21 protein-coding genes are annotated in these 25,350 nt (G+C 63.4%); 10 read left to right on the top strand and 11 right to left on the bottom strand.

The features are described 5' to 3' along the window. Nucleotides 1-32: 32 nt before the first annotated feature. Nucleotides 33-593 (bottom strand): cysteine hydrolase family protein, encoded by a 561-nt coding sequence (locus RL_RS13705; RefSeq protein WP_041936340.1) that lies wholly within the window; start codon nucleotides 591-593, stop codon nucleotides 33-35. 111 nt (nucleotides 594-704) lie between these two features. Further along, nucleotides 705-7,832: a membrane protein gene (locus tag RL_RS13700; RefSeq protein WP_011652192.1), complete on the bottom strand. Its 7,128-nt coding sequence runs from the start codon at nucleotides 7,830-7,832 to the stop codon at nucleotides 705-707. A gap of 462 nt (nucleotides 7,833-8,294) precedes the next feature. Between RL_RS13700 and RL_RS13695 the strand changes: the two genes are divergently transcribed. Next, nucleotides 8,295-8,678, top strand: coding sequence for an Hpt domain-containing protein (locus tag RL_RS13695; RefSeq protein WP_003540152.1), 384 nt, complete (start codon nucleotides 8,295-8,297; stop codon nucleotides 8,676-8,678). Nucleotides 8,679-8,939: 261 nt separating this feature from the next. Next, a complete protein-coding gene (locus RL_RS13690) occupies nucleotides 8,940-9,260 on the top strand; it encodes a 2Fe-2S iron-sulfur cluster-binding protein (protein WP_003540151.1) in 321 nt (106 codons plus the stop codon). Nucleotides 9,261-9,574: 314 nt separating this feature from the next. Here RL_RS13690 and RL_RS13685 read toward each other — a convergent pair whose 3' ends face one another. Next, a complete protein-coding gene (locus RL_RS13685; RefSeq protein ID WP_017960676.1) occupies nucleotides 9,575-10,201 on the bottom strand; it encodes a DUF922 domain-containing Zn-dependent protease in 627 nt (208 codons plus the stop codon). 101 nt (nucleotides 10,202-10,302) lie between these two features. On the opposite strand from RL_RS13685, the gene folP reads away from it, so the two are divergent. From folP to folK, 3 genes are read left to right on the top strand one after another with little or no spacing between them, the layout of a single operon-like run. Further along, the gene (folP, locus tag RL_RS13680) at nucleotides 10,303-11,172 is read left to right on the top strand and encodes a dihydropteroate synthase (protein WP_011652189.1); all 870 of its coding nucleotides are present in this window, start codon (nucleotides 10,303-10,305) and stop codon (nucleotides 11,170-11,172) included. After that, a complete protein-coding gene (folB, locus tag RL_RS13675) occupies nucleotides 11,169-11,534 on the top strand; it encodes a dihydroneopterin aldolase (RefSeq protein WP_003540148.1) in 366 nt (121 codons plus the stop codon). The genes folP and folB overlap by 4 nt, the downstream gene beginning before the upstream one ends. Then, the gene (gene folK, locus RL_RS13670) at nucleotides 11,527-12,045 is read left to right on the top strand and encodes a 2-amino-4-hydroxy-6-hydroxymethyldihydropteridine diphosphokinase (RefSeq protein ID WP_011652188.1); all 519 of its coding nucleotides are present in this window, start codon (nucleotides 11,527-11,529) and stop codon (nucleotides 12,043-12,045) included. Before folB ends, folK begins: the two co-directional genes overlap by 8 nt. A gap of 69 nt (nucleotides 12,046-12,114) precedes the next feature. Here folK and RL_RS13665 read toward each other — a convergent pair whose 3' ends face one another. After that, complete coding sequence (locus RL_RS13665; RefSeq protein ID WP_003540146.1) at nucleotides 12,115-12,666, bottom strand: hypothetical protein; 552 nt, start codon at nucleotides 12,664-12,666, stop codon at nucleotides 12,115-12,117. A gap of 9 nt (nucleotides 12,667-12,675) precedes the next feature. Between RL_RS13665 and RL_RS39845 the strand changes: the two genes are divergently transcribed. Then, nucleotides 12,676-12,813, top strand: a complete 138-nt coding sequence (locus tag RL_RS39845) for a hypothetical protein (RefSeq protein ID WP_155251661.1) — start codon at nucleotides 12,676-12,678, stop codon at nucleotides 12,811-12,813. Between the two features lie 63 nt (nucleotides 12,814-12,876). Here the strand turns inward: RL_RS39845 and RL_RS13660 are convergent, their stop codons facing one another. The 3 genes from RL_RS13660 to RL_RS13650 form a co-directional block, all read right to left on the bottom strand. Then, entirely contained in the window at nucleotides 12,877-13,956 is a 1,080-nt protein-coding gene (locus tag RL_RS13660) for a YcjF family protein (protein ID WP_011652187.1), read from the bottom strand. After that, nucleotides 13,953-15,428 (bottom strand): YcjX family protein, encoded by a 1,476-nt coding sequence (locus tag RL_RS13655; RefSeq protein ID WP_011652186.1) that lies wholly within the window; start codon nucleotides 15,426-15,428, stop codon nucleotides 13,953-13,955. Before RL_RS13655 ends, RL_RS13660 begins: the two co-directional genes overlap by 4 nt. A gap of 76 nt (nucleotides 15,429-15,504) precedes the next feature. Next, entirely contained in the window at nucleotides 15,505-15,999 is a 495-nt protein-coding gene (locus RL_RS13650) for a SixA phosphatase family protein (protein WP_011652185.1), read from the bottom strand. Here RL_RS13650 and RL_RS39840 point away from each other — a divergent pair. Next, nucleotides 15,998-16,162 carry a hypothetical protein gene (locus tag RL_RS39840; protein ID WP_157865200.1) on the top strand — a complete coding sequence of 55 codons (165 nt, stop codon included), beginning with the start codon at nucleotides 15,998-16,000 and terminating at the stop codon, nucleotides 16,160-16,162. The genes RL_RS13650 and RL_RS39840 overlap by 2 nt on opposite strands. Nucleotides 16,163-16,275: 113 nt before the next feature. Continuing rightward, on the top strand, nucleotides 16,276-16,695 hold the full coding sequence (dksA, locus tag RL_RS13645) for an RNA polymerase-binding protein DksA (protein ID WP_003559816.1): 420 nt from the start codon (nucleotides 16,276-16,278) through the stop codon (nucleotides 16,693-16,695). Nucleotides 16,696-16,758: 63 nt separating this feature from the next. On the opposite strand, the gene RL_RS13640 is transcribed toward dksA, so the two are convergent. Then, nucleotides 16,759-17,394, bottom strand: a complete 636-nt coding sequence (locus RL_RS13640; protein WP_041936339.1) for a DUF1062 domain-containing protein — start codon at nucleotides 17,392-17,394, stop codon at nucleotides 16,759-16,761. Nucleotides 17,395-17,805: 411 nt separating this feature from the next. Further along, entirely contained in the window at nucleotides 17,806-18,864 is a 1,059-nt protein-coding gene (locus tag RL_RS13635; RefSeq protein ID WP_011652183.1) for a flagellar biosynthetic protein FliO, read from the bottom strand. 299 nt (nucleotides 18,865-19,163) lie between these two features. Between RL_RS13635 and cckA the strand changes: the two genes are divergently transcribed. Next, nucleotides 19,164-21,767, top strand: a complete 2,604-nt coding sequence (gene cckA, locus RL_RS13630) for a cell cycle histidine kinase CckA (protein WP_011652182.1) — start codon at nucleotides 19,164-19,166, stop codon at nucleotides 21,765-21,767. A gap of 261 nt (nucleotides 21,768-22,028) precedes the next feature. Here the strand turns inward: cckA and RL_RS13625 are convergent, their stop codons facing one another. Then, a complete protein-coding gene (locus RL_RS13625) occupies nucleotides 22,029-22,955 on the bottom strand; it encodes a pseudouridine-5'-phosphate glycosidase (RefSeq protein WP_003559809.1) in 927 nt (308 codons plus the stop codon). An 87-nt stretch (nucleotides 22,956-23,042) separates the two neighbouring features. After that, nucleotides 23,043-23,987, bottom strand: a complete 945-nt coding sequence (locus RL_RS13620) for a carbohydrate kinase family protein (RefSeq protein ID WP_011652180.1) — start codon at nucleotides 23,985-23,987, stop codon at nucleotides 23,043-23,045. 229 nt (nucleotides 23,988-24,216) lie between these two features. Here RL_RS13620 and recA point away from each other — a divergent pair, with 229 nt between their 5' ends. Further along, nucleotides 24,217-25,311, top strand: a complete 1,095-nt coding sequence (gene recA / locus RL_RS13615) for a recombinase RecA (protein WP_003540131.1) — start codon at nucleotides 24,217-24,219, stop codon at nucleotides 25,309-25,311. The last annotated feature ends 39 nt before the right edge of the window (nucleotides 25,312-25,350 follow it).

Raw genomic sequence — 25,350 nt, 5'->3', positions numbered from 1 at the left:
CTGGCAATTCCGGTCACCTGCAGCTCGAAAAATTATCTAAAGTCGATCTCGGCGGCGGGGCGGATTTCTACCGTCGCCTTGCCCGCATCGAAACCATTGAGTGTTTCGTTGTGATGGGCAATGATCTCGGAGAAGGTCAAGGTCGCCGTGTCGCCGGTCGTGTGACCATCGGCAATCAACGTCACGTCATATCCGAGCGACACGGCTCGCCTGACTGTCGTGTCGACACAGAATTGCGACATGCATCCACCGATGACGAGGTGGGTGACCGATCGTTCGTCCAGGCGTTCGGCAAGATCGGTCTCGAAGAAGGCGTCGGCGCTTTTCTTGCGCACAACGACCTCGGCCTGCCTCGGCGCGAGCTCGTCGCGCAGCGCCCAACCCGGCGTGCCGACAGCCAATCGATGGCCGCTGTCGCCGTCATGCTGAACGAGCACGATCGGCGCGCCCGCCTGCCGAGCTTTTTCCTGTAGCGCGGCCAGCCGTGCGACGGTCTCGTCGAGTGCGGCATCGACTTGAGGCTGCCGCTCTGGCGAGGCTTTTCCGCGGAGGATCGCATTCTGTACGTCGATGATCAGAAGGGCCTTGGTCATTCGGGAGTGGCTTCCGCGGCTGGATGGCGAATGGATAACACTCGCTTCATAGAGAGAAAGCCGCCCGACACGTGGTCAAGCGGCTTTCCAATCGGCGGGTACCAGTCAGGCTCAGCCGAGCCTGCCTGCGGCATGAGCGAGCATCGTGTAGACCTTGCCCGTATCCGAGGTGAGGTAGGACTGCGTCACCGTCCGGTTCGGGTCGGTGCGGGCGACGTCGGCGAGCAGCTTTTCGAAATCACCGATGTAGCGGTCGACGGCGGTGCGGAACTCCGGTTCGCGGTCATATTTGCGCTTGATCTCGTCGAAGGTCTGCTGGCCCTTCAGCGTGTAGAGGCGACGGGTGAAGACATCGCGCTCGCCGCGCTGGTAACGGCGCCAGAGATCGACCGAAGCGTCGTGGTCGATGGCGCGGGCGATATCGACCGAGAGCGAGTTCAGCGATTCGACGACGTGGCGCGGATTGCGGCTGTCATTGCTTCGCGCGGCCGGCGCGGCAGTTTCCGCCGGGCGGGCCGGAACACGGGCGGCCGCGGCCTCGTCGGCGGCCTCCTCACGCGATGCGCCACGCAGGAGATCGCTGATCCAGCCGCCGCTTTCCGGACGAGCCGGCTCCTGGCGACCTGTTTCCGGGCGGCCTGTTTCCTGGCGAGCGGGGGCAGGCTGCGGCGCGGCGCGCTGGGGGGCGGCAGCCGGCGCAGATGGTGCGATCGTTCCGCGCAGACCTGTCGCTTCGATCGGCGGGGGTGCTGCCGCCTGCGGCGGCTGGGCTGCGACCGGCTTGGAGGGACGCGGGGCCGGCTGCACCTGGGCGAGCGTGCGGGCAACGGGTTCGGAGATCTCGAGCTGTTGGCTGGAGCGGCCGACGAGTTGGGAGATATCCTGCAGCGCCTTAATCTGCTCGGCGACGGCCCGGCGCATGGCCGAGGCGCTTTCCTTGGCTTCCTCGGGAAGATCGAAGGCGCCGCGCTTCAGTTCGGCGCGGGTGGCGTCGAGCTCGCTGCGGATGTCGGCGGCGGAGCGGCGGATATCTTCGGTGGCGCCGGAGAAGCGGCCGACGGCATCATCGATCGCCTCGCGCAGCGCTTCGCGCATATTCTGGGCGGCGCCGTCGGAAGCGCGGCCGGCTTCGCCGAGCATGCGCTCGACTTCCGACAGCGAGGCGGTGAGACCGCCGCGAATGCGATTGGAGAGATCGCCGGAGCGGCGCTCGACATTGGCGAAGGTGCCGTCGATCGTCGTATTGGCCTCGTCGCCGGCGCGGGTGATCGCCTCGCGCATCGTCTCTGCCGCTTCCTGGGCGCGCTTCTCGGTTTCGGTGAGAATGCGGCCGATATCGGCGAAGGACGACTGCACGCCTTGGCGCAGATTGCCGGTGACTTGGGCTGAGCGCTGCTCTGCCCGCTCGAACACGGTCTCGATCATGCCGCCGAGGCCTTGCATGGTCTTTTCGATCTCGGCGGAGCGCTGGACGAGGCCGACCGAGAGCGTCTGCAGAGCGCTCTCGCGCTCTTCGAGCGTCGAGGCGAGGTTGGACTGGGCGGCGCCGAGAAGCTGCGAAGCCTGGGTCAGAACCTTGGAGTGTTCGTCGAAGCGACCGATGATGCCGCCGACCTGTGCCAGCGTCTGGCCCGAGATGTCGGAGAGGCGGTCGACCTTGCCTTCGAGAAGCCTGGTCGAGGCGGAGACCATTTCAGCGGCCTTGGTGGCGGAGTCGGCAAAGCGTGTGGTGGTATCGCCGAGACGGCCGTCGACGCTGGCCAGTTGCTCGGCGGCGCGGTTCATCATCATCGCCATTGCAGCACTGCTTTCCGACATGCGCTCGACGAGGCCGTTGACGTTGCCGACCAGGCTGTTCTCTATGGCGCTGACGGCATTGGCGACATTCTCGGTGCGGGCGGCAACGGCGCTGGCGAGCGCTTCGTTTTCGGCGCGCAGGCGGTCGGCGCTGAGGTTGGCCGCGGCGGTAATGCGGGCGGCGGCCTGCTCGCCGGCATCGGTGTAGCGGTCGATGATCGGGCGGGCCGTTTCGTCGAGGATGCGCGTCAATTCGACCGAACGGCCTGATAGCATCGAGTTGAGGTCGCGCGTGCGCTCCTCGAGCGTCGAGCGGATCGAGTTGCCGCGTGCTTCGAGCGCCCGGTCGATATCGGAGAACGTCGTATCGATCTCGCGGGCACGCTCTTCGAGGTTGGTGCGAATGGCGCTGCTGCGTGCTTCGAGCGCCCGGTCGACATCCGCCATGGTGGCGGAAATCTCGCTGCCGGCGCCCGACAGTGTCGAGCGGATGGCGTTGCCGCGTGTCTCCAGAGACTGGCCGGCATCCGACAGCACCTTGGAGATGGCATTGACCTGCGTGCCGACGATGGTCTCGGCTTCGGCGACCTTGTTGACGATGGCGTTGCCGGCTTCCGAGAATGTCTGGGCGACGGCAGCGGCCTGGCTTGCCAGCCGGTTCTGCGCTTCGGCGACGCGGGTTACGATCTGCGACGAGCGCTCATCCATTGTGCGGGTGAATTCGTCGCTTTTCGTATTGAGATCCTCGGCGAATTGCTGGCCGGTCTTGCCAAGCAGTTCGGTGGTTCTCGTGGCTTCGCCTTCCATTCCCTGGGCTGCGTCGGCAACCGCGCTGCGCAGCGTCGAGGCGAGACCGGCGGCCTTGCCTTCGATGGTGCGGTTGACGGCCTCGAGGCCGACGGTCAACGCACGGTCCATGGTGGAGAGGCGTTCCTCGATGCGTTCATTGCCGCGGTCGAGAGTTTCGCCGAGGCTCGCGGTGCGGCCGTCGATAGCGTCGGTCAGGCTGGTCGTGCGGCTGTCCAGCGTCTCGGCCAGATTGGCAGTGCGGTTGTCGATCGCCTGGGTGAGGTTTGCGGCACTGCCTTCGAGCGTCGCCGAGATGCGCTGCGTGGCGTCGTCGCTGAGCGCGCCGATACGAGAGACGCCGTCGGCAAGCACGCCCGACAGCTGGCCGCTGGCCGCTTCGACCCTTTCGGCAACGCCGCCGACGCCGTCGCGGATGCGGGTCTCGATCGCCGCAAGGCCGGCTTCCACACGCGCCCCGGTTTCTTCAAAACGGCCCGTCAGGCTTTCGACCGACCGATCGAGGTGGGCGGAGAAATCCTGGGTGGAGCTCGAAATCGCATTTGCCGCCTCCTGGAAGCGGCCGGCGATTTGGCCCGCGCCGGCATGCATGCGATCTTCCAATGTCTGGGCGCCGGCATCGATCGCCTGGCGGATCGCGGCTTCACGGTGCTCCAGCGACAATTCGAGCATGCCGACGCTCGTCGCCACCGAGGTGCCGATGCTGGTCGCCTGTTCGGCCAGCGTATCGCTGATCAGCGCATGGGCCTGGTTCAGCGATAGGTCGATGGCGTTGGCGCGGTCTTCGAGCGTCGTACGGATGCGCTCATGGGCAGAGGCGAGCCCGCCCTCGATACGAGCCGCGGCTTCGTCGGCGAGGCCTCCGAGCCGTGTATGGGCATCGGTCAGACGGCCTTCGATGCGGCCGGTCAAGCCGCCGACGAGATCCTCAAAGCGGTTGCCGCCAGCATCGAGAACGCCCGAGAGGGCGGCGCTATGTTCAGAAAGCGCATTTTCGAGCCGCTGTTGATTATCGGTATAGGCAGTGCGGATCGCATCGGTCTTGTCGGAGAAGGCGCCGGCGACTCGTGCCTCGGCACCGGAGACGGCCTCCATGATGGCGTTGCTGCGGGCTTCGAGCACACTGTCGAAGCGGCTCTGGTTATCATCGAGCGAAATGGCGAGCGCCATGGTCTTTTCGTCGAGCGTATCGGTGAGCCGATCGTGGGTTGCCGTTACGGCGCCGATGATCGCGGCGGTGCGGTGGCCCAAGGCTTCCTCGAGGCGGGCCTGGCCTTCGCTCAGCGAGGTGGCGAGGGCGGCGGCCTTCTGGTCGAGTACACCGTTCAGGCCGACATGCGTGCCGGAGACCGCATTGGTGATCGCATCGGCGCCTGTTGTCAGCGTCTCCTCGAGACGGCTCTGGCTCTCGTTCAGCGAGATGGCAAGCGCCATCGCCCGATCGTCGAGTGTCTCGGACAGGCGGTCGTGGGTGGCAGAGACCGCATTCAGGAAGGATTCCGAGCGGCTCTCCAGCGTGTCCTGCAGGCGGCTCTGGCCCTCGTTCAGGGAGGCGGCGATCGCCGTCGCCTTTTCGTCGAGCGTTTCCGAGAGACGGTCGTGCGTACCGGACACGGCCTTGAGGAAGGCTTCGGAGCGTGCTTCCAGCGTGTCTTCGATCCGCGACTGGCTCTCATTGAGCGAGATGGCGAGCGTCATCGCCTTCTCGTCCAGCGTCTCGGAGAGGCGATCATGCGTGCCGGAGACCGCATTCAGCAGGGCCGCCGAACGGGTTTCCAGCGTGTCCTCGATACGCGTCTGGGTTTCGTTGAGCGAAATGGCGAGTGCCATCGCCTTTTCGTCCAGCGTCTCGGAGAGGCGATCATGGATGCCGGAGGCGGCGTTCAGCAGCGCTGCGGAGCGGCTTTCGAGCGTATTCTCGATACGGGCCTGGCCTTCGCTCAGCGAGGTGGCAAAAGCTGCCGCCTTGCCGTCCAGAGTCTCCGAGAGACGATCATGGGTGCCGGAGACAGCGTTCAGCAGGGCGGCGGAGCGGGTTTCCAGCGTCTCCTCGATACGGGCATGGCTCTCGTTCAAGGACATGGCGAGCGCCATCGCCTTCTCGTCGAGCGTCTCGGCAAGACGATCGCGCGTGCCGGATACAGTGTTCAGCAGTGCCTCGGCGCGCGTTCCAAGCGCATCCTCGATGCGGGCATGGCGCTCGTCGAGCGAGGTCGTCAGGGCCGCCGCCTTGCTGTCCAGCGTTTCCGACAGGCGATCATGCGTGCCAGACACGGCGTTGAGGAAGGCCTCGGAGCGGGTCTCGAGCGTATCCTCGATGCGGGCCTGGTTTTCGCTGAGCGAAATGGCGAGCGCCATCGCCTTCTCGTCGAGCGTCTCGGAGAGGCGATGATGGGTGCCAGACACGGCGTTGAGGAAGGCCTCGGAGCGGGTCTCGAGCGTGTCCTCGATGCGGGCCTGGCTCTCGTTCAGAGAGATGGCGAGCGCCATCGACTTTTCGTCGAGCGTCTCGGCAAGACGGTCATGGGTGTCGGAGACGGCATTGATGATGGCGTCGGAGCGGGTCGTCAGCGCTTCCTCGAAGCGGCCGTGATGGGTGGTCAGCGCCTCGACCAGTGCGCCGCCGCGCTCTGCCATGACGCTGTCGATACGGCCATGGGCCGTGCCGAGCGCCTCGCTGATTTCGGCCGCACGGGCGGCAAGCACGCCGCTCAGTTCCTCGGCGCGACCGCCGAAGGCCGTGGTCACCTGCTCGGTGCCAGCGGCAACGGCAGTCGTCAGATCGGTGGTGGTGGTGCGCAGCGTGTCGCGGAATTCGGCCGAGCGTGTCTGAAGGTTGTTCTGCAGCTCGGAGGTGCCGGTCGCAAGCGTCAGCGCGATTTCCGAGGTCGCGCTCTGCAGCGCCGAGGTCAGCTCGCCAGTGCGGCTGGTGAGTGCGGTGGTGATTTCGTCCGCCCGGTTACCGAGCGTGCTTTCCAGCACTTCGTGGCCGGTGGCGAGCGCGGTGGCGAGCGCCAGCGACTGGTCGGTCATCGACGAACCAAGGCGGTCGATGCCGGAATTCAGGATGCCGTCGATCGAATCCGATCCGCCGGTCAGCGTCTCGTTGATACGGGCGAGGCTCTCCATCAGCTTGGTGTCGAGCGAGCCGGTGCGTTTGTCGAAGGCGCTGGTGAATTCGGAGACGCGTTCGTCGAAGGCGGTCGACAGCTGGGCGACGGTCGTCTGCAGCCGCTCCTCGAAGAAGCCGGAGCGCACGTCGAGATCCATGACGGCGTCGTCGGCGGTGGTCTGCAGGCTCTGGCGGAAGCTTGCGCCCTTTTCGTCGAGCGCGTTGTTCAGCTTCGATAGCACGTCGTCGAGCGTGCCGCCGATGGTGCGTTCGCCTGACGTCAGGCTCTCATTGATCTCGCGGGTGCGGGCGATCAGGATCTCGTTGAGCTGGTGCGTACGCTCGTTCAGCGCCGCATTCAGCTTTTCGGTGCTGCTGTCCATGGTCGAGGCGCGCGTCTCGAACTGGCTGAGCAGCCTTTCGCCATGATCGTTGAGATTGACGGAGAGGGCTTCGAGGCGGTTGTCGAATTCGGTGGCCAGCGCAAAACCCGATGCGTTTAGGGTCTGCAGCAGGGTATCGGTCTTGGCGGCGAGCAGGCTGCCCATCGACTGCAAGGCGCTGTCCGATTTTTCCAGGATCGTTGCGGCGCGTGTATCGATCAGCGAGGCGAAGGCTTCGCCCGATGTGGCCAGCCGCACCGCGATCTCTTCGGTCGCAAGCGACAGCTCTTCCTTCAACTGGTCGTGCACGCTGCCGATCGAGGTGCGGATACGGTCGGCATGGTTGACGATCGCCTCGCGTTCGGAGCCGAGTTCGTGGACGAGGCCGCGAACGCGCAACTCGTTGTCCGCATAAGAACGTTCAAGCGCATTGACTTCGGAATGGACGAGCGTTTCCAGCTCGGAGGCACGCGCGATGGTGCGCTCGATGCCTTCATTCATGGCCGAGACCTCACGGCGCACGGCCTGGCCGACGGTCATGATGCGCTCGGAGGCGATGGTTTCCGGCTCTGCCAGGCGCAACGCCACCTCTGCCATGGAGCGGGCGGCGTTGCGCATGTCCTGGGCGCGGGAGATCATGATGGCGAAGGCATAGAACATCATCACGGGAATGATGATGCCGACGAGGCCGGCGATCACGCCGGGCAGGGCGACGAGATCGGCGAGCGAACGGATCTGCCAGATCTGCGGAGCATAAAGCAGCGACATCAGGCCAAGGCCGGCCATAACCCAAAGCACGGAAAACAGGGTGGCGGTGCGCACCGCCGAGCGGCTGGAGGCGCCGTCAAAGGATTTCAGGATCGAGGCGGGCGTATTGCGGCTGGCATCGTTGGCGGGCGCGAAGGCCGGACCCCTGGAAGCCTGCTCGCCGGCGGCACCGCGGCGGCTGCGGCGCTGCGCTTCTTCCTGGGCCTGCTGGTTACGCGCATTTACTGGATCAGACACATTAGCCTCCGGGGCCTGGGGCGCGTCGCCGCGGCGAGACGGTACGTTATCCTTGCTAAAGTCGATCTGGAGCGCCTCGTCCAATGCCTTGAACGCCTTGTCCTCAATTGACTCGTTATATTTGTTGTTCGCCATTCGGTTATGCCTCGTTACTGTCAGCCAGTCCGACAGCGCTTCCTGGGCTTCCGCCTCACCCGGGAACAACTTTGCCGTTCCAGCCTTCCATCCCAACGAAGGACGGATAAGCATGTCATTTCAGAGTAGATAGCCGCTTTTTCAAACGGAAGGTATCAAAACACTACCATTATCCACTCGCTCGGCAAAGGCGCGTACCATAAACCCGCTCCACCAGTATCGTAGTGACACATCTGGGCTCTTCACACAATTAATGAAGGCTTGAGATTCATGGCGCGTTAACCCTTTGTTAACACCTTTGAATCCTAGGCGCGGCTTAAAAGCCAATAGTTTAGGGATATTTAACGGATGTTAACCATATGGCGAGATTTCCGCCCTGACTGTGCCGGAATTTAACGTGATGGCCACCCTCCTGTCGCAGAACTGTTGCAACTGCGGACGACAGAGACGGGAGAATTGGCAATGGCAGCCCAGATGGCAGCATTGAACATCGTATTCGAGGCGCCTGATAATGCAAAGGGACCGTGTCCCTCGAAGGTCCGGCCGATCGATCTGGTCCATCTCGCAAAGCAGACGATGGGCGACAAGACGCTGGAACTCGAAGTCCTTCAGATGTTTGCGCGCCAAGCCCGCGCATGCCTTCAGGATATTGCCAGCGGCGAAACCATCCGGATCGGCGCAGCCGCGCACCGGCTGAAGGGCGCGGCAAGCTCGGTCGGCGCGTTCCGCGTGTCTCAGACAGCGGAAGCCGTCGAGGAAAACGGTGGCGATGCCGGCGCGACGGCAGCGCTCGGTGCCGCCGTCATCGACGCCGAGAATTTCATTCTGAAGCTCTGCCGCGGCTGATCTCCAAGTTTTATTCGATGCATCTCGTTGTCCCAAAACCGCTGCGCACTTTTGGGCAAAGTGCATAAGATACCGTTCGAACGAGGCCCGTTGTTCCATTGCGGAACCGCGGGTCTTTTTGCGACGTGCCTTATGACGCTTTGAAGACGGCGGACGAAGGCCCGATCTGCGAGGCTGTGGCGAATTTCCCCAATATTGACTGATGCGTCGAATTGTCGGAAGAAAATCCGCCCACCCACCTGAAGACCGGAAATAGTCCTGATGCCAAAACTTACCATCGTCGCCTTCGACGGCACGCGCTTCGACCTCGACGTCGACCAAGGCTCCACCGTGATGGAGAATGCCGTGCGCAATTCGGTGCCCGGCATCGAAGCGGAATGCGGCGGCGCCTGTGCCTGCGCGACCTGTCATGTCTATGTCGACGAGGAGTGGACGGAGAAGGTCGGGCAGCCGGAAGCGATGGAAGAGGACATGCTCGACTTCGCCTTCGATGTGCGCCCGACCTCGCGGCTTTCCTGTCAGATCCGGATGAAGGCTGTCTATGACGGGCTGGTGGTGCACGTGCCGGAACGCCAGGCCTGACGCGTACTGCGCTTCAAACGTCGCCGAAAAATTCGAAAAAAAAAGACGCCTCGCGCGCTAGAGCGAGCGAGGCGAGGCGGGCGCATTACCTACGGATGAGGGAGGAACATCCGCGGCTTCGGAACGCGCCAGGAGAACCCAGCGATGAAAGTGCAGATGCCGTACCTGAACTTTCGAATGTGTTCATATTAACGCGTTCCGGTTGAGTCTGCCAGGATGAAAAATGACCAGTAAAACGCTGGGGAGCGTGCAAGTTTCGCACAAGTTTCGTTATGCAGCTAAGGGTTTCCGCTCGCAATCAGACTGAAAAAGCCTTATTTTGCGCCGGCTCGACCGTTGATTCGATTGTTCAGCAACCTCAGCATCCGCTTCTGGAAATTGACCGCCTCGACCCGGTCGAATCGCGCCTGCTGCCGGTCGTGCTCCTCTATACCGCGAGCTGATTCGTCGGAGACGAGTTCCTGCATGGCTTCGCAGCTGCGCTGCTGCGGCAGCGCGCGAATGGCTCGCTCCATGGCGCGGGCCTGGTCGCGGGCGATCTCGGCATGGCGCTCCTCGTGGCGCTTGATATCGCTCGACAGCGCGTCCCAGATCATCGACAGCTCCTTGCTGGCGCCCTTGCGGCTGCTCCAGCGCGGCAGGATGATCTGGGTGTGGACCGTGACCTTGACGTTGCCGACACGGCAGCGCCCGTTATTCTGAATATAGGTTGCCTCACCGCCGAAGCGGATCTTCGTAGCGCCGGGATGGCGTGCCGAGGAACCGCTCGCCGTCGGGCCGCGCCGGCTGAGCTCGCGGTCGAGTTCATCCGCAGTTTTACCGCGAATGTCGAAATAGGAATAGCTTTTCGATGCGATCACTTCGGCTGCCGACGGGCTGCAAAGGGAAAGAGCAATGGAAAAGGCGATAGGAACGACCATATAACGCACTGCAAGCGGCATTCTGAACGCAACCCGTGTTGAAATCGGCAGGAGCTTGGGGCATAGCCACCCCAAGCGCAATATCAGATGGCGCTTTTTTCGTCATCAATGGGATAAGTCTGGTGACAGGGCTCGAAGGCAGCATATGGCGTGTCGGCCATGGCCGGGAGATCGAACTCGGCCGTCGTTCGGTGATCATGGCGATCATCAACGTGACGCCGGACTCCTTTTCCGACGGCGGACGCTTTGAAACCGTCGATGCGGCGGTCGAACAGGCGCTGCGGGCGGTGAGCGAGGGTGCCGGCATTATCGATATCGGCGGCGAATCGACCCGGCCGAACGCAGCAACCGTCAGCCCTTCCGAGGAGCAGGCGCGCGTGCTGCCCGTCATCGAGGCGTTGCGCGGCCGCACCCAGGCGCTGATCTCGATCGACACTTATCGCGCCGAGACGGCGCGGCTTGCGATCAGTGCCGGGGCCCATATCGTCAACGACGTCTTCGGGCTGCAAAAGGAGCCCGATATCGCCGATATTTCTGCGGTGACCGGAGCCGGACTCTGCATCATGCATACCGGCCGCGACAGGGTAAAACTCGTCGATGTGATTGCCGATCAGGTGCATTTCCTCGAACGGTCGCTTGATATCGCCGCTGCATCAGGCGTCAACCGCGACCGCATCGTGCTCGATCCGGGTTTCGGCTTCGCCAAGGAGACGGCGGAGGAGAACCTGGAGCTGATGGCGCGGTTTTCCGAACTTTCCCGCTTCGGCCTGCCCCTGCTCGCCGGCACATCGCGCAAGCGCTTCCTAGGCACGGTGACAGGGCGTGAGGTGCAGGGGCGGGATGCAGCGACGGCTGCGACCAGCGCGCTGCTCAGACTTCAAGGGGCTGCGGTTTTCCGGGTGCACAATGTCGCAATCAACAGGGATGCGCTCGATATCGCCGATGCTATGCTTAATGCGCGCCAGGAATTCGAGAGGAAGCGGCCGACATGACCACCTACACGATCACGCTGCAGAACTGCGCCTTCTTCGCGCGCCACGGCGTGCATGACGAGGAGGAATTCCTCGGCCAGCGTTTCTTCGTCGATGCCGAGCTCGATGTCGTCGCCGGCGAGGCGCTGGAAAGCGATTCGATCAACGATACCGTCAATTACGGCATCGCCTTTACCGTGATCGAGCAGATCGTCACCGGCAAGCGGCGCTACCTGATCGAGTCCCTGGCGCTCGATATCGCCAAGGGGCTCTGCGAGACATTCCCGCAGATCCGGCGGGCGAAGATCACGGTGCGCAAGCCGAACGCGCCGGTGCCCGGCGTGCTCGATTTCGTGCAGGTGAGCGTTGAGCACTTTGCCTGAGGCCGCATTGCAATCCGCCACACTCGGTCTCGGCGGCAATATCGGCGACCCTGTGAAGGCGATGGCTGCAGCACTGCAGAAGCTGGACGGACGGGACGACTGCCGGGTTAGCGCGGTCTCGCGGCTCTATCGCACGCCGCCCTGGGGCAAGACCGACCAATCGTTCTTCTTCAATGCCTGCGCCGCCGTCGAGACCAGGCTGGAGCCCGAGGCTTTGCTCGATGTCTGCCTGTCGATCGAACGGGAGATGAAACGCGAGCGCATCGAGCGCTGGGGTCCGCGCACGCTCGATATCGACGTGCTGACCTATGGCGACGTGATCCAGGATGCGCCGCGGCTGGAGCTGCCGCATCCGCGCATGACCGATCGCGGTTTCGTGCTGATGCCGCTTGCCGATATCGCGCCGGGTCTTCTGGTCAGGGGCAGGGCGGTCAGTGATTGGCTGTCGGATGCCGACGTGACCGGCATCGAGATCGCCGACGACAGCCGCGAGTGGTGGCTGAGCGCCTGAAGCAGGGAAACTGAAAACGGAAAACGGCGGGAAACCCGCCGCTTCAGGAAAATCCGCTGTGCGATTTGTCTACTGGATGGAACCGACGGCCATCTCGTCGACCTGACGCGTCAGCGTCAGGCCGATCACCGGGATCATCTGGCTTTCGACCTTGACCGAAACGGTGACGTTCATCGTCTTGTCGTCGCGTACGCGGGCAATCATCGCACCATTCAGCTTGGCGCGGTTGATGCCGACAACGACGGTATCCTCGCTGACGGCGCCGGAGACGACGTCAAGGCCCTTGCCGGCGGCGCCGTCGAGGAATTTGCCCTTGTAGCTCGAGCCCGACTGAGAGATGACGGCGGTCATCGGCTGCTTGAAGACGCCGACGCGGCAGGTGCCGTCGAGCTTGATGCCGGCGCTGCTGTCGCCTGTGGGCTCGCCGATCAGGTTGCAGGTGAATTTCGTGCCCTTGTACTTGCCGGCGACGATTTCACCAGGGCCTTTCCAGGAGCCGGCGACTGAATCGAAGAAGGCCTTGTCACGGGTTGCAGCGGTGGCTGCCGGTGCGACATCTGCGACGGGAGACAATGCCGCGGCGGCTAGGCCGCATACGATGAGAAACTTGCGCGAATACATGGATTTTCCTTGGCAAACACCACTCACGAACTGGCTGCAAGTTTTGCCGAAGAATGGTTAATCCTTCCTTTCGATTGTGCCGAAATGCAAGGCAGCGCAGAGCTTTCGCGCGGCATAGATTTTAGAAAATCGTCACTAAAGCATTGAATCTGCTGTAATCCCTTCGGCGTTACGCAAGGGGAGGCGAAAACTGCGGAATCGCTGCTTCGTTCAAGGATTGTTGCCGCGCGGTGACATGGAGGGGGTGAGATCGCCGATGAAATCACCGATTCCCGGCCGCTTCAGGGCGCGGAAGGCGAGCGGACGGCAGAGATCCATCGCCGCGATTCCAATGCGGGCGGTCATCAGGCCGTTGATGACGCCTTCGCCCAGTCGTGCCGAGAGCTTCGAGGCCAGCCCATGGCCGAGCACCTGCTGGACCAGACTGTCGCCGACGGCGATCGAGCCGGTGACGGCCAGATGCGCCAGCACGTCGCGCAGCAGGCGGAACATGCCGAGTGTGCCAGGCCGGCTGCCATACAGCTCGGCCATGGCGCGGATCAGGCGCACCGCCTCATAGAGCACATAGAGCAGGTCGACGACGGCGCGCGGGCTGACGGCGGTGACGATCGAGACGCGCTTCGAGGCGTTGACGATGAGCGCCCGGGCCTTGCGGTCGAGCGGAGCGAGCAGTTCTCGTTCGGCTAGCGCCATCAGATGCGGGGGATCGATGACCTCGCCCTCGGTCGCCTTCAGCGTCGCGCGACCCTTTGCCGTCTCCGGATTGGCGGAAAGGAGCGCGGTGAGGCGTGCGACGACGGCGCGAGCCTTCACTGGTCGGGTTTCAAGCATCGCCGCGTCAGCCTCGGCCTTGATCGTCTGGACGGTGGCAAGGCGCATCATGCCTGATGTTTCGCGGATGACGAGAGCCAGCACGGCAAGGATGCCGACCGCGAGCACGGCAAGGGCCGCATAACCCAACCAGTCGGCGCGGGTGAAGAGATCGCGGATCAGGCTATCGGTCCAGAGGCCGATGGCGAGCGACAGCAGGATGCCGAAGGCGCCGGCGGCGATCTTGCCGAAGGAGGTCCGCCGCTTGCGCGGCGCTGCAACGGGGACCGCGCTCAGATCCTTGTCGGGATTGAGGAAGGGATCGTCTTCATCAGGCGTCACGACGATATGCTCCGAGAAGCTTTCCGGCTTGCGCCGCTCACCTCCTTGCCGGCCGTTGTCACGCCGCTCGGTGGCTTCGTCCTCATAGATGAAGGCGGCGGGCGCGCGGCGCGGCGGATCGGACGGTGGCTTGCTCATGCGAGACGGTCTCCGAACAGGAACTGCATGGCGCGGTCGAGGCGGATATGCGGCACCGACAGCTTGATGCCGCCGCCGGTTTCTTCGAGATGCGGCGGGCGGAACCTGACGACGTTGACATCGGGCAGCTGCAGGCCGGTCTCGCCCGAGGCGATGCGGTCGAACAGGCTTTCCGGATCCTCCGGCAGGTCGCCGGGGAAAATCGCGGTCTTTCTCTCACCGTCGAAACGCTCGCCGGCGATTGTTTCGCCCTCCATCGGCGTGCCGACGATGACCGGCAGTTCATGGCCGTCGCGCTTGACGGTCGCTTCGCGGGTGGCGCGCACAGAGGCAAGCGCCATGACGTCGATGCCGGCGCCGGCCATGCCGATGCGGTCGATGGCGCGATCCACCAGGCGGCGGGTCAGCGCATCGAGCCGGTCGTGGCTTTCATGATGGAGATGATCGGCCTTGGTGGCGGCGACCAGCACGCGGTCGATGCGGCGCCCGAGTAGGGACGAGAGCAGCGAATTGGTGCCGGGGCGGAAACAGGCGAGCACGTCGGTCAGCGCGCGTTCCAGATCTTGCACGGCTTCGGGGCCGCGGTTCATCGCCTGCAGCGCATCGACCAGGACGATCTGCCGGTCGAGCCGGGCGAAATGCTCGCGGAAGAAAGGTTTGACGACGACCGATTTGTAGGCCTCGTAGCGCCGCTCCATCATCGTCCAGAGCGAGCCGCGGCCGGGACGCCCGTCCGGCGGCAGAGCCAGCGGCGCGAAGGTCAACGCCGGCGAGCCGTCGAGATCGCCGGGCAGAAGCAGACGGCCAGGCGGCAGGGTGGAAAGCGAGCGCTCGTCGGCCTTGCAGGCTTTGAGATAATCGGCGAAGGCGGTGGCGAGGTCGCGGGCGATCATCTCGTCGGCGCCGGCATGGATGTCAGTGGCGCGCGTCAGCGCCAGCCATGGGCGCGACAGCTCGGAGCGGACGCCGGTTTCGGCAAGTGCCAACGTTTCCTCGCTGAAGGTGCGGTAATCCTTGCCGAGCAGCGGCAGGTCGAGCAGCCATTCGCCGGGATAATCGACGATATCGATCGACAGGCGGCCGGGCGAAAACAACCGGTTCCAGCCGCTGGCGCTCTGATAATCCAGGGTGATGCGCAGCTCGGAGATGGCGCGGGTCGAATCCGGCCAGATACGGTCCTTCACCAGCGCACGGATATGGTCCTCGTACTGGAAGCGCGGCACGGCATCGTCGGGCTGCGGCTCCAGCCGTACCGCCGAGACGCGGCCTGATTGGACCGGTTCGAACAGCGGCAGGCGGCCGCCATGCAGGAGATTGTGGACGAGCGAGGAGATGAAGACCGTCTTGCCGGAGCGGGAAAGGCCGGTGACACCGAGCCGCACGGTCGGATTGACGAGGCCGCTCGCCCGGTCGGCGAGATTATCGAACGCGATGCGGGCATCGTCGGCAAAAGATGTCAGGCGTGGCGGCAAGGCGCTAATCCGGTTGGTGACTGCCCCGCAATATAGGGAGAGCGCGCCGCCCGCAAAAGAAGCGGCGAGAAAGACTTCAGGCGACCAGGAAATCGGTGAGGTGCCACACGGTGGCGGAAGCATCGAAATCGAGCACGGCAAGGCCTGCCGTCGGAAAGCCGCCGGGAAGGGCGCTGACCATCGCATCGTGGCCGATCAGCGTCTCCAGCGCCTGCTCCATGGTCGGATTGTGGCCGACCAGCATGACGGCGGCCTCTTCCTGCGCATCGATGATCTCGAGATAGTTATCAACCGTGGTGTTATAGAGCGCGTCGACATAACGGACCTCGAGCGTAAGGCCCATCGCCCGGTACACCGCATCGGCGGTACCGCGGCAGCGCAGCGCGGTCGAACTGATCAGAAGATCGGGACGGTAGCCTTTGTCGGCGGCCTTGTCGGCGATGATTTCGGCATCGCCGAAGCCATTTTCGTTGAGCGGCCGGTCGAAATCGCGCTGTCCGGGTTCGGCCTGGGCGGCCTTGGCGTGGCGCAGGAGATAGATGCGGTTGGGCGGAGGCAGGGGTACGGTCATGGGCAAATCCAAGATCCAGCGGGCCTTTTCAGTAGCGGTTGCAATCGGCCGGCGTCAACCGTCAGCGCTGCTCCAGCTGCCCAAAATGCGGCTGACAACACGGCGTTTTGAAGGCGAAGCAAAAAACGACAGCCGGAATAATGATGAGAAAATAGTCTGTTAGCCGAAAACTGTGACAGATTTAAAAATCTGTTTACCTGTCGTATTTGGCTTGAATCGCGACTAGCGCTTGGGATATACACCCCGCCAGATGAGATGTTCTTCAGGAGAATCGCGTTGAGTGAGAAGATCGATCTTAGCAATTACGTTCCCTCGGAAGAGGAAGAGTTCATGAACGTAAACCAGCGCGCCTATTTCAGGGCCAAGCTGGTTGCATGGAGAAATGATATCCTTAGAGAAGCGCGCGAGACACTCGACCATCTGGCCGAGGAAAGCGCAAACCATCCCGACCTCGCCGATCGGGCGTCGTCGGAAACAGATCGGGCGATCGAACTTCGCGCCCGTGATCGGCAGAGAAAGCTGATTTCGAAGATCGACGCGGCAATGCAGCGCATCGACGACGGCACCTACGGCTATTGCGAGGAAACCGGTGAACCGATCGGCCTCAAGCGTCTCGACGCCCGCCCGATCGCGACACTGTCGATCGAAGCGCAGGAGCGTCACGAACGCCGCGAAAAGGTCTATCGCGACGAATGAGAGTTTTCATGCAGGCATGAAAGCAAAATAGGCGCCGCGATCAGATCGCGGCGCCTTTTACAATTAGGGTGAACTTCCGGTCGCCACAGACCTCCACCATTGCTCCCGGCCGGTCTCGGCGGCGAGGTCGACTGCAACCCTGGTGCCGTTCTTGATCCGCCGCCGCAAAACGTCTGCTCGATTCGAATCCGTCCGCAGCATGCCACCATCGTGAAGAGCCTGTAGCCGGGTGCGCGAAACTTGCAACTCGGACGCCAGCAGGCGGTCGAGGCGCGTGCTGGATGGAAACTGGACCATCAGTTCGATTTCCAGTCTCGTCCAATTGGCAATGTCCTGCTGCATCTCTTTTGCGATTTCAAATTCAGCAAACTCGTCGACACGCTGCGACTTGCGCCTGAGAGCTTCGAGGTTGAACGCTTCTGCCCGGATCCAATCCGGATCGTTGGACTGCAACGCCTCGAGGACTGCGGGATCGATGTCGCGAACATTCCGACGCTCGAAGATCGGACGGTTCCACGTCTTTTCGCAGGTCGAGCATTTGTAGACAAGCCAGGCATCGAGCTTGCGGCCATTGGCGTTGAGCCGGATCTTGTCGCTGCATCGGAAAGCTCTGAGGCCCCCGCAGCCGCTGCACACAATCCAGGGCTGGGGCGCTGTTTTCGGCAGAATGGTCCATCGGACCCGAAGGGTATTGCACATATCGTGTTGGTCTTCCGTTCGGAAGTCCACCAGGATGGTGCGTGAGAAAGCCCTTGGGGGCGCGGTGTGGCGATGTTCTGGGCGGCGGAAGAGCTGAGACAGCGGAGCTGCACATGGCACATGTCAACAATGCCAAACCGGTCTCTCGCCACCACCCGATGAACATGTTCATACGCCGTCAGCGTGTCGCTGTCCGGCAGTACGGGTGAAACTGGAGTGAGACCGGTATTTACTTAGGCAAAGTATGACCTCGATGCGCCAACGCTCTTCAACTGGAGCGATAACAAATTATCAGCACAAGATGGAGTCCCCTGGTGCATCGGGAACTGAAAGTCGCCGCATTGCGGCTTTTATGCAACTTGGTGATGAAGGAAGGTCGGACGTGCGTTTCCGCTCACTTGTCGCGCCCGGTTACTTGTCGCGGTTGACGCTCATCTCGCCGAAGATGCGGGCGACTTCCTTTTGCAGATCGGTATCGGCGCCGGTGATCGGGGCCATTTCCGGATCGCGGCGCGGCAGGTTTCCGGGTTGCGGCGCTCCGGGCCGGGGCGCCTGGTTTGCCGGCGCCGGCACGATGCGTTCGGCCGTCAGATTGTTCGACATTTCCTGTTCCAGCACCCGCTGGAAATCAAGACGGCTCGCTGCTGCCGACTGCGCAGCCGAATCGTCTTCGGCGCTACCCGGTGCGGCTCGTGCGGCCGCCGGCATGTCCTTGACAGGCGGGGCGGAGACCTCGGGTTCGATGCGCTGCTGCGGCAGCACGCGCTGGCGGGCGGCATCGAGGATCTCGGCGGCACTTGAGGTATCGTGGAACGGGGCTGGCTGCGCGGCCGGGGGAGCGACGGGACGCTCCAGCGGACGCGGCTGGGGTGGGACGGCGCGCAGAGGATTGTCGCGCTCGGCCGACAGCGCTGCAGTCACCGGCTCTGCTGGAAGAGGGCTCGTGACCACCGGCGGTGCGACGGCCGGCTGAGCCGGCGGTTGGGCCGACGGTTCTGGGCGCGGGCGCGGCTCCGCCGAAGCCGGCGCGGAGAAAGCGGGCTCGGCCGCCGGCTCGACACGGGCTGCGACCGGCGGGCGCGGTGGCGAGACCGGTGGCGTTTCCGGCCGCGCAACGGATATCGGACGCTGCTCGACGGGCTGAGGGCGGATGGCGCTTTCCGGCTGCTCGGCCGCTGCCGGCAGGATGCGGCTTTCGATGACGATATCGCTCGGGCCGCCGATCATGATCAGGTGCTCGACCTCGTCGCGGCGCACCAGCACCAGCCGGCGACGGGCATCGACGGCTGCGGCATCCAGCACCTGCAGGCGGGGTTGGCGATTGCGGCCGCCGCGTACGAAGGGCGAGGGCGCCCGGCTGCGGATCACCCAGAGCACGATGATGAGCAGGAGAAGCGCCAGACCGACGCCACCGGCCGCAAGCAGGAAACGGCTGCCATAAGCTCCGACAACATCATCCAACATAGTCACTTACTCCATTTCGCATTCGGCACATATTGACGACTTTTCCGTTCCTTAGGCAAGGGCCGCCGGTGCTGTCCAGTCACGGGAGAACGCGATTTCGTGTTCCGCTGCTTGGCACCCGGCGACCTTGCGCGCGGGTGGCAGCGGTGGGCTTCTGGGGCAGATGGCGCTGTTGCCTGTGAATTCAAGCAGTCTTGCCGGCCAGCGGTGTTTTTGCCGACGCGGCAAATTGCTAAGAAGGAAAGAGTGCCTGATTCCTGCTTCGTGTTCGTGCTACGAAGCGGTAGGGTTTATGTGAGGAATATATGACGAAACCGCGTCAGGCCGACGACTATAACGCACCACTTGTGGATCGTGGGGGGCGTTCTGGCACGGTCTTGCGCATTCTTCTGCTGGCGCTCGTGCTGATCGCAGCTGCCGGCGCCTTCGTCTTCTTCAAAAAGTCGCTCGACAACGAGGTGGTGCTTGGCGGTCTCGGCGTGCTCGCCATGGTCGGCATCTTCTTCCTGGTGTCTTCGGTCATCGGCTTTATCGAGGTCATGCCGCAGCACCAGTCCGACAGCCTGGCGCGCGCCTTCCTCAACAGCCATCCCGACGGTACGCTGATCACCGACGAAAAAGGCCGGATCATCTATGCCAATGCCGCCTATGGCGCGCTGACCGGCGCGCGCAAGGCGACCGAGGTGCAGACGCTGGAAACGCTGCTGTCGCGCCATCGCGAATCCAACGAGGCGCTCTACAGGCTGGTCAACGGCCTGCGCGAGGGCAAGGAAGGCCGGGAGGAATTTCGCCTGCTGCGCGCCGTCGGGCCTGGCAGCAACAGCTCCGGCGCGCATTGGTACCGGCTGAAGGCGCGGCTGCTGCAGCCGGAGGAAAACGGCGGCAAGCCGCTGCAGATCTGGCAGATCACCGACATCACCACGGAGCGCGACGACCAGGAGCGCTTCTTCAAGGAATTGCAGAACGCGATCGACTATCTCGACCATGCGCCAGCCGGCTTCTTTTCCGCCGGCAGGAAGGGCGAGATCTTCTACCTGAATGCGACGCTTGCCGAGTGGCTCGGCCTCGACCTCACCAAGTTCGTGCCGGGCTCGATGACGATCGGCGACGTGGTGGCGGGCGAAGGACTGGCGCTGATCCAGTCGGTGCAGGCCGAACCGGGTCTCAAGAAGACCGTGACGCTCGATCTCGACCTGCGCAAGAGCAACGGCCAGAGCCTGCCGGTGCAGATCATCCATAGTGTTACCTCGATGCGCGACGGCGCACCCGGCGAAAGCCGGACGATCGTGCTGGCGCGTGAAAAGAGCGATGCCGGCGGCCAGTCCGCTTCGGCCGCCGCCATGCGCTTCACGCGCTTCTTCAACAATACGCCAATGGCGATCGCCTCGGTCGACGGCAACGGGCGCATCTTGCGGACCAACGCGCCGTTCCTGAAGATGTTCTCCGGCGTCGTCTCGCGCGACGACCTCGAAAAGGCGCCGCATCTTGAAACCATCGTGCAGGAGAGCGACCGGCCACAGCTGGCCGCGGCGCTGGCGGCGGCCAAGGACCGCCAGGGCGACATCGCGCCCCTCGACACCCGGACGCCGACCGACGAGGCGCGCTATTTCCGCTTCTATGTCAATGCCGTCATCGACCAGAGCGACGAGGCGCCAGAGGAGGCGGCGATCGTCTATGCCGTCGAGGTGACCGAGCAGAAGGCGCTGGAAGCGCAGATGGCGCAGACGCAGAAGATGAATGCTGTGGGAACGCTCGCCGGCGGTATCGCGCATGATTTCAACAACGTGCTGACGGCGATCCTGCTTTCCTCCGACCACCTGCTGCTGCAGGCGCGGCCGGCCGATGCCAGCTTCGCCGACCTGATAGAGATCAAGCGCAACGCCAACCGCGCCGCCGTGCTGGTGCGCCAGCTGCTCGCCTTCTCGCGCAAGCAGACGATGCGGCCTTCGGTGCTGAACCTTACCGATGTCGTCGGCGACCTGCGCATGCTGGTCGACCGGCTGCTCTCAGGCACCAATGTCAAGCTCGACGTGCAATATGGCCGCGACCTCTGGCCTGTCAAAACAGACCTTTCGCAGTTCGAGCAAGTGCTGATCAATCTCTGCGTCAATGCGCGCGACGCGATGCCCGAGGGTGGCACGCTGACACTGCGCACCCGCAATCTGACCGCCGCCGAGGTCTCGGCCTTCAATTACTCCTACATGCCGGCCGAGGACATGGTGCTAGTTGAAGTCGCCGATAACGGCACCGGCATCGCGCCCGAGATCATGGACAAGATCTTCGAGCCCTTCTTCACCACCAAGGATGTCGGCAAGGGCACGGGACTTGGCCTCGCCATGGTCTATGGCATCGTCAAGCAGTCTGGGGGCTATATCCAGCCGGAATCCGAAGTCGGCAAAGGCACGACCTTCCGCGTCTTCCTGCCGCGCCATATTCCGGAGCCGGCGGTGGCCGCCGAAGCAGGCTCGATCGACGGCGCCATCGCCGGGGCCGAAGTGGTGCCGCTGCCGGTATCGCGGCAGCAGCCGGAGGACCTGACGGGATCGGCCGTCATTCTTCTCGTCGAGGACGAGGAGGCGGTGCGTCGCGGCGGCAAACGCATGCTGGAAACGCGCGGCTACACCGTGCACGAGGCGGGCTCGGGCGTCGAGGCGCTGGCCATCTTGGAAGAACTCGACGGCAAGGTCGATATCGTCGTTTCCGACGTCGTCATGCCCGAAATGGACGGCCCAACGCTGCTGCGCGAGCTGCGCAAGACCTATCCCGACATGAAGTTCATCTTCGTCTCGGGCTACGCCGAAGATGCCTTTGCCCGCAACCTGCCGCCGGAGGCGAAATTCGGCTTCCTGCCGAAGCCTTTCTCGCTGAAGCAGCTTGCTGTTGTGGTGAAGGAGACGTTGGACGGGTGAGGGAGGTTTGACGGAGAGGTCGTGCCGTGTTGGCCCCCCCTCTGTCCTGCCGGGCATCTCCCCCACGGGTGGGGAGATCGGCTGGGCGCACCGGATTCCCCAACCAAGTATCCATTGTAATGCAGCGAGACGTTGATGTGGCGGGAAGCCTTAGCCGCTTGTCATCTCCCCACCTGTGGGGGAGATGCCCGGCAGGGCAGAGCGGGGCTGGAGCGGCACCAGCTATCTAGCAAGGCGATTCCGGCCAACCCGCATTACCCCTCATTCACCCAGCGCCACCGCGATTTCAGCGGCAAGTCGCGCGTTGTTTTCGACGAGCGCGATGTTGGTCTTCAGGCTCTGGCCGTCCGTCAGGTCGAAGATGGTCGACAGAAGATAGGGTGTGACCGCCTTGCCGGTGACTTCGTCGCGTTCGGCGCTGTCGAGCGCCCGCTCGATATAGATTTCCATCTCCTCGCTCGCGATCTCGTCGGCCTCCGGGACCGGATTGGCGACGAGCATGCCGCCGTCGATGCCGAGTTGTTCGCGAACCGTCTGGAAATTGGCGATCGCGGCCGGGCTGTTCAGCGACAGCGGGCTGCGGATGCCCGAGGAGCGCGACCAGAAGGCGGGGAATTCCTCGCTCTCATAGGTGACGACAGGCACGCCGCGGGTTTCCAGCACTTCCAGCGTCTTCGGAATGTCGAGGATCGCCTTGGCGCCGGCGCAGACGACGATGACGCCGGTGCGCGCCAGTTCCTCGAGATCGGCTGATATATCGAAACTTTCCTCGGCACCGCGATGCACGCCGCCGATGCCGCCTGTGGCAAAGACGCGGATGCCGGCGCGCGCCGCCGCGATCATCGTCGCCGCGACCGTGGTGGCGCCGGTGCGGCGCTCGGCGATGGCGAAGGCGAGATCGGCGCGTGACACCTTCATCACTTCGGTCGCCTTGGCGAGTTGCTCCAGTTCCGCAGCTTCGAGGCCGATATGCAGCGTGCCGTGAATGACGGCGATCGTTGCCGGCACCGCACCCTGTTCGCGAATGATGGCCTCGACGCTGCGGGCCATCTCGATATTGCCGGGATAGGGCATGCCGTGGGTGATGATCGTCGATTCCAGCGCCACCAGCGGCGCGCCGCGCTGCTTGGCGCTGGCGACTTCCTTCGAATAGGCGATCGGCAGAAGAGGGGAGATGGGCTTAGTCATGGTCTTGTCCTGTGATCGACTGAGCATGATGCCGAAGTGCGAGCGGCTTTCGGGCGACATCATGCTCAAACTATTTAATCGGCCACTTCAATGCAGAATTCTGACCTTGGGAACAAGGGCAAGCGCTTCATTCAGCAGATCGGGTGTCAGATTTTCGTTCACGGCATGCTGCGACTGGACGGTCAGCGTGGCGGCCGCGGTGCCGTGGCGGACGGCCTCTTCGAGCGGCAGGCCTGATATCAATGCGGCGAGCGTGCCGGCCGCAAGTGAATCGCCGGCACCCGTAACATCGGCGACGGTGTCGGCAATCGGCGGCTGCAGCGTCACGGCGCGGCCCTCGCAAAGCGCGACGAGCTCGCGCCGGCCGCGGGTGACGACGGCGTTCCTGATGCCGATCTCGTTCAGCAACGGCGGCCAGCCCGCAGCCTCTTCCGGCCGCTCGCCCGTAAGAGCAGCGGCCTCGGCTTCGTTCAGGAACAGGTAGTCGATACCCCCGATGCAGGGTCTCAGCCTGACGACCTTGGCGGGCGAGATGGCGATTGCTGCTACGGGCTTGGCGAGCGAACGGGCCTTTGCGACGATCGCCGCGATCGTCTCCTCCGGCAGGTTGGCGTCGAAGAGGACGAAATCATGGGCGGCGAAGGCCTCCCGCACCCAGCGGATGGAGAGACGCCGCGGCACGAAGAAGCGGTAAAGATCCATGTCGGCGAGGGCGATCACCAGATTGCCGTCCTTCTCGATGATTGCCGTGTAGCTCGGCGTCTTGCGGTCGAGGAAGACGAAGGGCCGGTCGTCGATGCCGGCGAAATCGGCAGCTTCTCCGACCGTCTCGCCCATCGGATCGCCGCCGCGCGGCGAGATCATCGTCACCTGAAAACCGAGCCTTGCCAGGTTGCGCGCCGCATTGAAACCACCGCCGCCCGGCTCCTCGAACCAGGTGCCGGGATTGCTGGCGCCAGGCGCCGTCTCGCCGCAGATGCGGCCGCGCCGGTCGATATGGGCGCCGCCGAGAACAAGAATCTTTTTCTTCATCCGATCCGCTCTCCCGATGCCCGAAGGACGAATCGATACGGTGCGCCCTGCCGCGGCCGAGTCGGCACTTTTGGCCTAAGCCGTTGCTTTTCATCGATAAAACAAATGCAGAACACGTGTCGTTTTACCTTTTTCTTTCAACTGTTTGATCGCCTATTGCGAAAATGGAACAAATAGGGTACAAACTCGACATTGCTTGAGCGGCTTCAATAACCTAAAGGTGGATCGGATGTCTCAGAATTCATTGCGGCTGGTAGAGGACAAATCGGTGGACAAAAGCAAGGCGCTTGAAGCGGCACTCTCACAGATAGAGCGGTCGTTCGGCAAGGGCTCGATCATGAAACTCGGCTCCAACGAGAATGTTGTCGAGATCGAGACGATCTCGACCGGCTCGCTTGGTCTCGATATTGCACTCGGCGTTGGTGGCCTGCCGAGGGGCCGCATCATCGAAATCTACGGGCCGGAAAGCTCCGGTAAGACGACGCTTGCACTGCAGACGATTGCCGAAGCGCAGAAGAAGGGCGGCATCTGCGCCTTCGTCGATGCCGAACATGCGCTCGATCCCGTCTATGCCCGCAAGCTTGGCGTCGACCTGCAGAACCTTCTGATCTCGCAGCCCGATACCGGCGAGCAGGCGCTTGAAATCACCGATACGCTGGTGCGCTCCGGCGCCGTCGACGTTCTCGTCGTCGACTCGGTTGCGGCATTGACGCCGCGCGCCGAAATCGAAGGCGAAATGGGCGACAGCCTTCCCGGCCTGCAGGCACGATTGATGAGCCAGGCGCTGCGCAAGCTCACCGCTTCGATCTCGAAGTCGAACACTATGGTGATCTTCATCAACCAGATCCGCATGAAGATCGGCGTCATGTTCGGCTCGCCGGAAACGACGACAGGCGGCAATGCGCTGAAATTCTATGCTTCCGTGCGCCTTGACATCCGCCGCATCGGCGCTGTCAAGGAGCGCGAAGAGGTGATCGGCAACCAGACCCGCGTCAAGGTCGTCAAGAACAAGATGGCGCCACCCTTCAAGCAGGTCGAGTTCGACATCATGTATGGCGAGGGTGTTTCCAAGACCGGCGAACTGGTCGATCTCGGCGTCAAGGCCGGCATCGTCGAAAAGTCGGGCGCCTGGTTCTCCTATAACAGCCAGCGTCTCGGCCAGGGCCGTGAAAACGCCAAGACTTTCCTGCGCGACAATCCGGACCTCGCCCGCGAGATCGAACTGTCGCTGCGCCAGAATGCCGGCCTGATCGCCGACCGTTTCCTGCAGAACGGTGGACCGGACCCCGATGACGGCGATGGCGATGCCACTGCGGAAATGTAATTTTCGCGCCTAAACTCATCGGACAGTTCCAGCCGGCCG

The organism is Rhizobium johnstonii 3841 (assembly GCF_000009265.1).
GTDB classification, from domain to species: domain Bacteria; phylum Pseudomonadota; class Alphaproteobacteria; order Rhizobiales; family Rhizobiaceae; genus Rhizobium; species Rhizobium acaciae.
Note: the sequence above shows the minus strand (reverse complement) of the source record. Positions and strands in the feature narration are given on the sequence as shown.